Annotated in this window: 11 protein-coding genes; 2 read left to right on the top strand and 9 right to left on the bottom strand. The window is 72.2% G+C overall.

Annotated features, from left to right (window positions below):
• Positions 1-160: 160 nt before the first annotated feature.
• The 9 genes from LBW97_RS05100 to LBW97_RS05140 form a co-directional block, all read right to left on the bottom strand.
• Entirely contained in the window at positions 161-1,195 is a 1,035-nt protein-coding gene (locus LBW97_RS05100; RefSeq protein ID WP_224498332.1) for a glycoside hydrolase family 6 protein, read from the bottom strand.
• A complete protein-coding gene (locus LBW97_RS20345) occupies positions 1,192-3,111 on the bottom strand; it encodes a kelch motif-containing protein (protein ID WP_224498333.1) in 1,920 nt (639 codons plus the stop codon). Before LBW97_RS20345 ends, LBW97_RS05100 begins: the two co-directional genes overlap by 4 nt.
• Positions 3,108-4,904, bottom strand: coding sequence for a glycosyltransferase family 2 protein (locus LBW97_RS05110; protein ID WP_224498334.1), 1,797 nt, complete (start codon positions 4,902-4,904; stop codon positions 3,108-3,110). The genes LBW97_RS20345 and LBW97_RS05110 overlap by 4 nt, the downstream gene beginning before the upstream one ends.
• A gap of 363 nt (positions 4,905-5,267) precedes the next feature.
• Complete coding sequence (locus LBW97_RS05115; RefSeq protein ID WP_224498335.1) at positions 5,268-5,735, bottom strand: hypothetical protein; 468 nt, start codon at positions 5,733-5,735, stop codon at positions 5,268-5,270.
• Positions 5,732-6,175: a TadE family protein gene (locus LBW97_RS05120; RefSeq protein WP_224498336.1), complete on the bottom strand. Its 444-nt coding sequence runs from the start codon at positions 6,173-6,175 to the stop codon at positions 5,732-5,734. The genes LBW97_RS05115 and LBW97_RS05120 overlap by 4 nt, the downstream gene beginning before the upstream one ends.
• Positions 6,172-6,369, bottom strand: coding sequence for a hypothetical protein (locus tag LBW97_RS05125; protein WP_224498337.1), 198 nt, complete (start codon positions 6,367-6,369; stop codon positions 6,172-6,174). Before LBW97_RS05125 ends, LBW97_RS05120 begins: the two co-directional genes overlap by 4 nt.
• A gap of 29 nt (positions 6,370-6,398) precedes the next feature.
• Complete coding sequence (locus LBW97_RS05130; protein ID WP_224498338.1) at positions 6,399-7,340, bottom strand: type II secretion system F family protein; 942 nt, start codon at positions 7,338-7,340, stop codon at positions 6,399-6,401.
• Positions 7,337-8,200 carry a type II secretion system F family protein gene (locus LBW97_RS05135; RefSeq protein ID WP_224498339.1) on the bottom strand — a complete coding sequence of 288 codons (864 nt, stop codon included), beginning with the start codon at positions 8,198-8,200 and terminating at the stop codon, positions 7,337-7,339. Before LBW97_RS05135 ends, LBW97_RS05130 begins: the two co-directional genes overlap by 4 nt.
• Positions 8,197-9,426: a CpaF family protein gene (locus LBW97_RS05140; RefSeq protein WP_224498340.1), complete on the bottom strand. Its 1,230-nt coding sequence runs from the start codon at positions 9,424-9,426 to the stop codon at positions 8,197-8,199. The genes LBW97_RS05135 and LBW97_RS05140 overlap by 4 nt, the downstream gene beginning before the upstream one ends.
• Before the next feature lie 220 nt (positions 9,427-9,646).
• On the opposite strand from LBW97_RS05140, the gene LBW97_RS05145 reads away from it, so the two are divergent.
• Together LBW97_RS05145 and LBW97_RS05150 are read left to right on the top strand one after the other, a co-directional pair.
• Entirely contained in the window at positions 9,647-10,621 is a 975-nt protein-coding gene (locus LBW97_RS05145) for an LppP/LprE family lipoprotein (protein WP_224498341.1), read from the top strand.
• Between the two features lie 51 nt (positions 10,622-10,672).
• Positions 10,673-11,650, top strand: coding sequence for a YihY/virulence factor BrkB family protein (locus LBW97_RS05150; RefSeq protein ID WP_224498342.1), 978 nt, complete (start codon positions 10,673-10,675; stop codon positions 11,648-11,650).
• Positions 11,651-11,656 lie beyond the last annotated feature (6 nt).

The raw sequence follows: 11,656 nt of genomic DNA on the forward strand, positions 1-11,656 counted from the left end.
GAAACCTCCTGCGGGAGGCGCCCGGCGGACGTGGTCATCCGCCGACTAGGACGCATTGCTCCCCGGGGGCGTGGAAGCTGCGCCGTGCCTGTGCTGCGATCCGGAACATGCGGTCATGGTCGCATCAGTTCCGCTGGTTCGTCGTCGCCGTGGCCGGCACTCAGTCGCCGGCCAGCTCCAGGGCTGCCTGCGGCCACCACTGGCCGGCAGGCGGAGCGCCGCGGCACGTGCCGTCCGAGTCGCCGGGCTGCTTGATCCACAGCAGCGCATCGACCCGCGGGAGGCCCGCGGACGTCGTCGGCGCCTCGCCCAGGCGGCGGCCCGGCGGATTGCACCAGTGGTCGGGGCTGCCGTCCTCCGGTGGCGGGCCGGCACCGTTGCGGCTGGTGTCGATGACGAAGTGGACGCCCGGCAGGCCGTCCCGCTCCAGCTGCTCGGAGAGCGCCGCCCCGAACTCGGCGCTCTCGTCAGTGGCCCGGAAGTTCGCCACGTTCAGCGAGAAGCCGTCCGCGTCCGCCAGACCACTGCGCCGCAGCGCGTCCGACAGCGCCGGGAGGTCGGTGACCCAGGTGGAGTTGCCGGCGTCGACGTAGATGCGGGTCTCCGGCTGCCGGTCGAGGATCTGGACCGCCTCGGAGAGCCACTCGTACCGCTCCGCGGGGTCCACGCCGGCGCAGCCCTCGATCGCCTGGGCGACCGCGTCCGGCTCCAGGACGACGACGGCCGGGCGGTCGCCCAGGGCCGCGGCGAAACTGCCGACCCACGAGAGGTAGGCGTCGACGCCGGGGGCGCCGCCTGCCGAGTAGGAGCCGCAGTCCCGGTTCGGCACGTAGTAGGCGACCAGGACCGGCATCTCCCCCGCCTCGGCGGCCGCGAGCGAGAGCCGCTCCACCTCGACGTAGGGGTCGCCCGGGTTGGTGAACCAGGTCGCGGTGGGCTGCTCGCCCAGCGGGGCCAGTGCGGCGGCCTCGTCGTCCCGCCCCTGCGCCTCCGCCTCCCGGACGGCGACCGGACCGTGCCCGTCGGGGTTCGTCCAGAGCTCCCCGGAGAGCCGCCCCTGCTCTTCGGTGGGCGCGCTCGCGGGGGCGGACGAGGGGCCGCCGCTCTGCGGGTCCCCGGACGTGCCGCACGCGACCAGACCCACGGCGGCCAACGCGACCGCTCCGGCCCGGGCCCTGGGGAGGAACCGGCTCATCCGACGTGCACCCAGCGGGCGGGTGAGGGGACGTTCCGGTCGTCGAGCACGACCAACATGTACCAGCCGGCGGGCGTCAGGCCCTCCTCGGCGGGGACGGTGAGCTCGTACGAGCCGCCGCGGCCCGGCGCGACGTCGAGGGCGACCGAGCGCTGCTCGGTGTCGGTCTGGTGGGTCACGGCGCTCGGGCGCAGCAACCTGGCCTCGGTGACCGCACCGTCCGCTTCGACGGCGAAGGACCCGCCCCGGTCGACCTCCTCGGGTGCGTCGGTGAGCTCGGGACGGTCGCCGGCGAACAGGTACGGCGGTGAGTAGATCTCGAGCCGGGTGTCGAAGGTGCCGGACTTCGTCCCCTCCGCGTTCGCGAACAGCGGGTCCGAGCCCATGGTCATGACCCGGCCGTCGGGCAGGAGCAGCGCCGTCGCGTGGTAGTTGCGACCCACCTGGTTCGGCGCGGCCTCGTGCAGCGTGTGGGAGTCCGGGTCGTACATCGTCGTCAGGTGGAGGTCGCTCTCGCCGTTCCCCCGGTAGCCCCCGGATCCACCGGTCAGCAGGGTGGTGTCGTCCGGCAGCGTGACGGCGTTGATGTACCGGGCCGGGCTCGGGTGGTCCGGCGCGGGCTCGTACCGCGGGTCGTCACGGCTCAGGTCCACCACGTTGAACCGGGCGGTCGCCTCGTCGCTGTCCCCGACCAGTCCGCCGCCGACGATGCCCACGCGCTGGTCCTGGACGGGCGCGAGGAAGAAGGAGGAGCTGGTCTCGTTGTACTCGGGGTCCTCCAGCCCGGGCACGTCCACCCAGCTGTTGTCCGACAGGTCCCAGATGCCCGGCTGCCGCCCCTCGTCGGCCGGGCCGTAGCCGGTGTTGGAGCCGCTGTAGAAGACGCGCTGGCCGTCGGCCAGCCGGAACAGCGCCGGGTAGGTCGGGAAGTAGCGGAAGAGCTCGGGCTGGTCGGTCCACGTGCGCGAGCCCGGGTCGTAGATCTCGTTGTCGCCGGGCAGGACGCGGCCGTACTCGTCGAGCCCGGACACCGCGAGGATCCGGCCGTCCTGCAGGTTGATCAGCGTCGGGTACCAGCGCGGCTCGTCGAGCCGGCCGGTGCGCCGGTACGTCGAGGTGGCGACGTCGAACTCGTAGGAGGCGTCGAGCCCCTGGAAGTTCTGCTTCTCCTTGGTCACTGTGCCGGCCTCGGCGTGCACCTGCCCCATGTGGTCCCCGGTCAGGCCGCGGACTCCGAACTTGCGGGCCTCGTCCATGACGTACTCGTCGCCGGTGCCCTCGGCCTCGATCCACACCTCGCCGACACCGCCCATCGCGGAGCCGTCGGCCATCCGGTGCGCGGCCGGGAGCGTGACGTCCTCGGTGGAGCGGTACATCAGGCGCCCGGAGACGAACTCCGTGCCGGCGGGCAGGGTGAGCGGCTGGTCGTGGTCGTTGGTGAGGGACAGGACACCCGCGGCACGGTCCACCTGCTCCTCGAGCTGCTCGTACTCCTGGGTGCCACCGGCGATGAGCAGGTTGCCGTTGGGCAGGTAGGCGTGCCCGGCGCAGAAGAGGTCCTCGGGGGTCGGGATCTCCTCGACCTCGCCGGTGACCGGATCCCAGAGGACCGAGCTGAAGGTGCCTGCCTCGAACCGCGCGGCGTTGTTGCCCGAGCCGGCGATGAGCAGCACCTTGCCGGTGTGGAGCAGCGCCGCGTGGACGGCGGACAGCCGGTACTCCTCCGGCAGCTCGACGGTCTCCCAGAAGCCGTGCTGCGCCTGGTAGTCCGCCTGCCGGCGCTCGTACTCGGTCCAGGCGTAGTTGGCGGCGTCGGCGACGACCGGCGCGTTGGCCGCTGTCACGCCTGCGACGGTGACGCAGACCAGCGCCGCGTTGCGGAGCCGCCGCATCGGTGAGGGCTTGGCTCGGATCACGGGTGGCTCTCCTGCGTCTGGGTCGTCGCACGGACGGTGGGCGCCGCAGCCGCGGGAGCGGGGGCGGGCAGGGGCTGGACGACGTTCGACTCGAAGCGGTACTGCGGTGTGGCCACCGCGACCGGGAGCGGTACCGGCCGGCGCGCGGCCGCGCCGATCCACAGGACGACCGGCGCGAGGCACGTGACGGCGCCGAGGACCGCCCAGCTCTGGATCGCCGGGTGCACGAACCCGAGGGGCACCGAGGCGATCAAGGCGCCGCCGATCAGCACCCCCCAGACCAGGTGCCGGCGGAAGACGCCGACGTGGTCCCCGGAGACCGCGCCCTTGCGGGTCACGACGAAGCCGGGCTGCTGCCGCAGCACCGCCTGCTTGAGCGCCTGGACGTAGACCGGCGCGGACATCGCCGACATCGCCATGCCGGCGAGGCCGGAGGAACCCTCCTGCTCGTGCGGGCTCACGTTGTGCTTGCGGTTCCAGAAGTAGACGCCGATGTGCAGCACCGCGGAGTTGACGTAGAGCATCAGCCACAGGTCGGCCGTCACGTCCAGCCCGCCCACGCCCAGGAGGAGGAACGAGGTCAGGTTCAGCGCGCCGAGCACCCAGCTGATCGCCGCCGACGGGTAGTAGGCGAGCAGGGTGACGTAGTGGGCCTTGCCCGCGAGCGACAGCTTCCAGAAGGACCGCCGGAACTGCCGCAGGATCGTGTGGTCCGCGCCGCAGGCCCACCGGTGCTGCTGGGTGAAGAAGTCCCGCCAGGTGGTCGGCCCCTCCCCCACCGCCAGCACGTCCGGCGTGTAGACCGACTTCCAGCGCGCGCCCGTCTCCGGGTTGCGGTTGGCGTGCCAGACCACGCTCGTCGCGGCGTCCTCGGTGATCGAGTCCTGCAGCCCACCGATGGCCTTGAGCGCGGGAATGCGGACGGCGTTGCTGGTGCCCACGAACATGGCCGACGCCAGCCGGTTGCCGGCCCGCTGCAGGACGCTGTGGAACATGTACTGCTGCGACTCCGCGCCGCGGGTGACGACGTTGTCGTAGTTGCCGTACACCTGCGGTCCGACGACGAAGGCGACGTCGGGGTCGCGGAAGTAGCCGACGAGCCGCTCGACCATGTTCGGCAGCGGGGCGTGGTCGGTGTCGACCGAGACCCAGAAGTCGTAGTCGTCGCCGTGCGCGTCGAGCCAGGCGTTGTAGTTGCCGTGCTTGGTGCGCGCCCGGTGCGGACCGCTCTCCTGGTTCCAGCGCGCCACGCCCTTGCGGCTGAAGTGGCGGACCCCCAGCTCGGTGCACATCGCCCGCACGGCCGGGTCGTCGCCCTCGTCGAGCAGCCACAGGTGCAGCGGGCCGTCGTAGCGCATCCGCTGCGCGGCCTCGAGCGTGCCGCGGACCATCTCCAGCGGTTCCTTGCCCGGGACGAAGGTGGTCAGGAACGCGACCCGGCGGCCGGGCAGCGGCGCCATGGGGATCGGGTCCCGGGCGTTCAGCGTGCCGACGGCCAGGGTCGTGACGTTGAGGATCTGCAGGGCGCCGACGATGCCGATGCTCACCAGCAGCACGCGGGCCAGGACGGAGCGCCAATCGCCGAGGAACTCCGGGTAGTGGGCCGGCTGCAGGAGCCAGATAAGGAAGGCCAGCTCGAAGACGAAGGCGCCGACGACCAGCAGCCAGGCACGGACGCGGGCCCAGCCGGTGGTGACCGGACGGAAGCGGACGCGGCCGTCCGCGGGCGGCTCCTCCATCGGACCGGCGAGCTCGCTGAACGCCTCATAGGGGTAAGGAGCCCGATCAGCCACGCCGGCACGTGACCGGGGGGCTGCCTCCTTCCCTCTCGAGCGGGAAGGCGGGCGTCATCGACGGAAGCGCGAGGCGCACAGGCAGGCTCCTGTTCCGGGTGTCGCAGATCCCCAGTCGGGACACCCGCTCCTCGGGGGAGGAGCTTGCTTCCCGCTCGACTTTCGGACGCCCTCGGCAACTTATGGGCGCTCGTCACTGAGAGCCATCACTACGGGACACCGGAACAGCACGTTCACCCAGGTGGGTGAGGAGATACTTCAAGCGTTACGTACGCTGCGTAATCTGCCCGGTCAGCCACACCCGAACCGTGAAGGCTGTCACACATTCGTCGTGCGCAATTGGATGTCCGTGACGCGGTGGCGTCAGCCGTCGACGTAGCGGTCCCGCTCGACGACGAACTGGCCGGTCGCGGTGTTGGACTCGATGAACTCCGGCAGCATCGGGATCCGCACGGTCACGACCACGCACACGGAGAACTCCTCCCCCGGCGCCAGCGTGGGCTGATAGCTCCCGGCCGCGTCGCAGTCGGCACCGGCCGGCGCGTACGCCAGCCGCATGTCGGTGACCTCCACCGACTGGTCCTCCATCGCCAGCTGCGCCGCCCGCAGCGCACGCTGCTGCCCCGTCGCCACGTCCGGCGCGGTGCCCATCGCCCGGCCGGCCTCCCGCGCCGCGGCCTGCGAGGCGAACACCCCGCGCTGCACCGCCGAGAACCCGGCGATGATGTAGACCAGCGGCACGAACACCACCAGCGCGATGAAGACGAACTCCACCAGCGCCGATCCGGTCTCGTCCGCGATCATCCCGAGCCGCCGCCGCAACCAGGTCACGAGCCCTCCTTGAGAGCCCGGCCGGTGACCTCCAGCGGCAGCAGGTTCCCCAGCGCCGCCAGCAGCGAGGGCACCGAGCCCGAGCAGCGCACGACGACCACCGTCGACCCACTGGGGTCCGGCTCCTCGACCGACGTGCAGTCGAGCCCCTGCGCCGTCTGCACCGAGGTCGCGCGGGCGACGACCTGCACGGTGCGGTCGGCGCCGATCGAGGAGTCGATGTCGGCGTTCGCCGCGTACCGGGCGCCGTCCTGCGCGCTGGCGGTGACGACGTTCCGCACGTGCACGTAGACCGCCACCTGCAGCACCGCCATCAGCAGCGCGACGATCAGCATCGAGACCATCACGAAGTCGACGACGGCACTCCCCCGCTCCGAGCGAGCGCCCTCGTCCCCCGCCGGATCCGCCCCGGCGGCGGGAACGTGCAGGGCGGCCGTCATCCGCGGGTGGTGACCGAGTTCAGCGCGTTCTGCACCGCGTTCACGATGGCGTCCTGGAACACCCCCAGGATGGCGAGCACCAGGGCCGCGGTCATGACCGTGACCATGACCCAGCCGGGGACGTCCCCGCGCTCGGGGTCCTCCCCGCGGATCCGGTCCACGAGGGCGAGAAGGGTGCTCGGAACGCGACGCATGGCGTCGTCCTTTCTCCAGGTCCGCCGGCTCATTGCGCCAGCGAGACGATGCTGATCAGCCCCGGGAACAGGGCGAAGAGAACGGTGACCGGCAGCACCAGGAAGACGACCGGCACCATCATGGCGATCTCCTTGCGGCCGCCGGCCTCGAGCAGCCGGCGCTTGCCGGCCTCCCGGACGTCGGCGGCCTGGGCGCGCAGCACCTCGGCCAGCGGGGTGCCGCGCTCGATGGCCACGAGCAGGCCGTCGATGAAGCGGGCCAGCGGCTCCAGCGAGGTGCGGTCGGCGACGTGCTGCAGCGCGTCGACCAGGGGTACCCCGGCCCGCGCCCGACCGAGTGCCGCACCCAGCTCGCGGGCCAGCTCGCCGCCCGACAGCCGGGTGACCCGGGCGATCGCCGCCGCGGGGCTCTCCCCCGCCGTCACCGCCAGGGCCAGCAGCTCGGCGACCACCGGGAACTCGGCGAGCAGCAGCTCCTCGCGCCGGTTGACCTGCTGGGTGAGCCACCAGTCCCGGCCGAGCACGCCACCGACGAGGCCGGAGACGCAGAGCATCCCGGCCGTCAGCACGTTGACGTTCCCGGCGGCGATCGAGCCGACGGTCGCGACGACGGCGGTGCCGAGCAGCCCGACCCCGCCCCAGATGACCTGCTCGATGCGCAAGTCCTCGACCGTCAGATCACCGCCGAGGGCGTCCAGGCGACGGCGCACCGCGGCCCGGCCCCCGACGAAGCGGTCGACGATGCGCGCGCCGTTGCTGATCGACGGGCCGACGATCCGGCGGACGGCGGTGAGCATCCCGGGCTCGGTCGCGGTGCCCAGCAGCCGCGACGGCGGTGGGGTGTCGTGGACGTAGGGCGCGAGCCGGTCGACCAGCCGCACCGCGCGGAACGGCGGCGCGTACGTCAGGACGAGCAGCAGACCGGTGGCCGCGAGGAGCCCGATCAGCATGCCGAGCAGGCCGGCGCTCACTGGAGCACCCGCACGTCCTCGGGCAGTCGCCCGATCCGCAGCATCAGCCGGTAGGCCACCAGGCACACCGCGCCGCCGCCGAGCAGGATCGCGGTGCCCGTCGCCGAGTCGTAGGCGGCGATCGTCGTCGACTGGGTGGCGAGCAGCAGCAGCACGACCCACGGGGCGGCGACCGCCAGCCGCGCGGCCGAGACCACCCAGCCCTGCCGGGTCTCCAGTTCAGCGCGCGCCCGCGCGTCCTCCCGCAGGAAGGTCGCCAGCGTCCGCAGCACCCGCCCGAGGTCGGTGCCGCCGACCTCGCGGGCCACCCGCAGCGTCTCCACGATGCGGTCCCCGACAGGGTCGGCGAGGTCGCTCTTGAGCCGGTCGAGGCACGGCCCGAACCGGCCGCTCGAGCGGTAGTCGGAGGCGAACCGGGCGAACGGCGGCCGCAGCACCTCGGGCCCACGGGTGGAGAGCGCGCCGAGCGCCTCGGGCAGCGAGAGGCCGGCTCGCACCGCCGAGGCCAGGTTGTCGACGACCTCCGGCCACACCTCGCGCAGGTCGGCGCGGCGCTTGCCGGCCATCCGGCGGACCTGCAGATAGGGCAGGAAGAAGCCGAAGATCCCGAACACCAGGCTCACGGTCACCGTGGCGGTGGTGAGCAGGACGACGACGGTCACGAGCAGCGCGGCGCCCACCTGGAGCGCGAGCAGCTGGGCGCCGTTGATGCCGGTCAGCCCGGCGGCGTGCAGCAGTTCCTGCCGCTTTCCGGGACGGCGGGGATCGGTGCGCGGCTTCGGCGCCCGGGTGCCGCTGCGCCAGATCAGCAGCAGTCCGACGCCGAGCAGCAGCCCGAGGAACGCGCCGGACTCCGTCACACCGACCCGCCGAGCAGGGCCGGCAGGTCGAAGCCCGCCGCGGCGAACCGATCGGCGTGCGGCGGATAGCCCGAGGCCCGGACCAGGCGGCCCTCGCGGCTGGTGAAGACGTCGGCGGTCTCGATTACGCCGTTCTCGGCCCGCCCCGGCAACGCGACGATCTCGCGCACCCGGCGGCGCCCGTCGGCGTCGGTGCCGACGTGCACGACGAGGTCGACGCTCGAGGCGACGGTGGGGACGACGAACGACGTCCCGATGTTCTCCCCGGCCAGCAGCGGCAGGGTGCACATCTTCACCACGGCCTCGCGGGCGCTGTTCGCGTGCAGCGTGCACATGCCGGGCAGCCCGGAGTTCAGCGCGATGAGCAGGTCCAGGCACTCCTCCTGCCGCACCTCGCCCACCACGATGCGGGAGGGCCGCATGCGCAGCGCCTCCTTCACCAGCCGGCGCAGCGGGATCTCCCCGGCGCCCTCGAGGTTGGGCTGGCGGGTCTGCATGGAGACGACGTCGGGCAGCGGGACGCGCAGTTCGAAGACCTCCTCGCAGGTGATGACCCGCTCGCGGGCCGGCACCGAGGCGCAGAGGCAGTTCAGCAGCGTCGTCTTGCCGGCCTGGGTGCCGCCGGAGACGAGGATGTTCAGGCCCGAGGCGACCGCGGCCTCGAGGAAGCGGGCCGCCTGGGCGGTGATCGTGTCGAGCGCGACCAGTTCGTCGAGCGAGTGCGCCTGCAGCACGAACTTCCGGATGTTGACCGCCATGTGGCGCCGGGTGATGTCGGGGATGACGACGTGGAGCCGTGAGCCGTCGGGCATCATCGCGTCGACGAACGGGGTCGACATGTCGATGCGTCGACCCGAGGTGCGCAGCATCCGCTCCACCAGGTCGGCGAGCTCCCCCGGCGCGAGGATCGTCGTCGTGAGTTCGCTGCGGCCGCGCTTGGCGATGAACACCCGGCCGGGCTCGTTGACCCAGATCTCCTCGATCTCGGGGTCGTCGAGGTAGCGCTGCAGGGGCCCGAAGCCGGCCACGCGGTCCAGCACGTCGCGGACGACGGACTCGACGTCGCCGATCGGGGGCAGCGCGGAGCTCAGCGAGCGCTCGGAGTAGTCGGCGACGACGTCGCGCACCAGCAGCCGCACCGGGCCCGGGTCCAGGAACGGATCGAGCCCACGCCGGCGGATCAGCTCGCGGACCTCACCGTCCACGACATCCAGAGCAGTCGGCACGCCATCCCCCGTCGAGCCTGATGATCAACGGTCGGACTGTAAGGAAACGAATCAGTCCGCGGGCCGCCGTTCACGGGTTCTGTGGACAAGCAGGGGGCCATCTCCACCCGCGCGGGTGAACCAGGGACGGTGGCCGGCCCTCGCTCAACATCGGCGCCGGCCGGCCGAACTCAGATGTACTGGGCGGACCGTCTCCGACCGCCGCACTCCCGGAGGACCGATGCGCCGCCACTGGACCCGTGCAGTTCCCCTCACCGCGGCACTCCTGGCGGTGGCCGTGCTGAGCGGCTGCTCCGAGGAGCGCCTCGACGCGGATCAGCTCGAGGAGCTCCTCACCCTCCCGACCACGACGGCACTCCCCGAGCTGTCCCAGACGGAGTGGAAGGAACTGGCCTACGGGCCCGCCGGCTGCGAGTCCCGTGAGAGCTGGACCGCTGACGGCCTGGGCGCCGCGACGTGGGACGAGGCCACCGTCGAGGTGCACGCCGGCGATCTCACCGGGGACGAGCAACCCGAAGCCGTCATCCAGCTGGTCTGCCCGTACATCACCTCCACCTGGCCGCAGACGCTCGTGGTGTTCGACGTCCAGGAGGAGACCCCGCAGCTCCTGGACGTCGTGGGCGACGAGTTCTACTTCGTGGGTGCCGCCGTGACCATCGACGACTCCCTGCTGACCGTCGAGGGCAGAACCACCGGTGAGGACGACGCGAACTGCTGCCCGAGCCACTGGGGACAGGTGACCTATGAGTGGGCGTACGGCCGCTTCACGCCCACCGAGCAGGTCGAGGTGCTGAGCACGCAACCGATCTCCGCCGAGCCGCTCGAGGACGGCGAGCACGTGGGAATCATCCGCGGCGTCACCGACGACTCCGTCTACGTCGACCTGCTCGACTGGATCACCGGCCCGGCCGCCGTGAAGGAGGCCTGCCTCGCCGACGGGCTGGAGCTGGGCGGCGCGGGCGGCTGGTGCACCGAGTACTACGGACGCAACCCCAGCGACGAGGTGCGGAAGGTGCCGACCGCGGAGGGCGCGGGCGCCTCCTACTGGGACGACAGCCAGGGGCGGAACGTGACCGTGGACGACATCGCCGACCTGGCCGGTACCGGCGTGGTCGCGACGCGGGCCGACAGCTACTCCTACTTCGGCTTCCGGGTGCGCGACGGCGAAGTGCTGGACATGCAGCGCATCAACTGAGCCGCGAGCCGGCCGGGCGCAGGCCTGCGCCGGACGTGATCGACTGCGCGCGTGGCTCTCACGGACCGGCTCGACCGTCTGCAGCGCCGTCATCCGGTCGCCGGGTTCCCGATCGCCGTCGTCTACAAGTACGTCGACGACTCCGGCCCGTTCCTCGCCGCGCTGATCACCTACTACGCGTTCGTCTCGCTGTTCCCGCTGCTGCTGCTCTCCACGACGATCCTCGGCACGGTGCTGGCCGGGAACCCGGAGCTGCAGGAGCGGCTGATCGACTCCGCACTCAGCCAGCTCCCCGTCGTCGGTGATCAGCTGGGCGAGCCGCAGGGCCTCGGCGGCGGCACCCTGGGCGTCGTGGTCGGCATCCTCGGCGCGCTCTACGGCGCGCTCGGGGTCGCCCAGGCGGTGCAGCACACCATGAACACCGCGTGGAACGTGCCGCGGAACAACCGCCCCAACCCGTTCCTGGCCCGCGGCCGCAGCCTGCTACTGCTGGCCACCGCCGGGGTGGCGGTGATCGGCACGACCGCGCTCTCCACGCTCGGAGCGGGTGCCGCGGGCTCCCTCGGCATGCTCGTCCGGGCGCTGGTCCTCGTCGCCTCCGTCCTGGTCAACGCGCTGGTCTTCACCTTCGCCTTCCGGCTGGCCACCACCCGGCGGCTGACCGTGCGCGACGTGCTGCCCGGAGCACTGCTCGCCGCCGTCCTCTGGCAGCTGCTCCAGACCTTCGGGGTGACGTACGTCAGCCGCGTGATGGACAGCGCCAGCGCCGTCAACGGGGTGTTCGCCCTCGTGCTCGGCCTGCTGGCCTTCCTCTACCTGGCCGCGGTGTTCGGCGTGCTGTGCGTGGAAGTCAACGTGGTGCGCGTCGACAAGCTCTACCCGCGCGCGCTGCTCACCCCCTTCACCGACGACGTCGACCTCACCCCCGGCGACCGCCGCAGCTACACCGGCAAGGCGAAGGCCGAGCGGCTCAAGGGCTTCGAGACCGTGCACGTCACCTTCGACCCTCCGGACCGCACCGGCGACTGAGCGCCC

Source organism: Blastococcus sp. LR1 (genome assembly GCF_020166105.1).
Classification (GTDB): domain Bacteria; phylum Actinomycetota; class Actinomycetes; order Mycobacteriales; family Geodermatophilaceae; genus Blastococcus.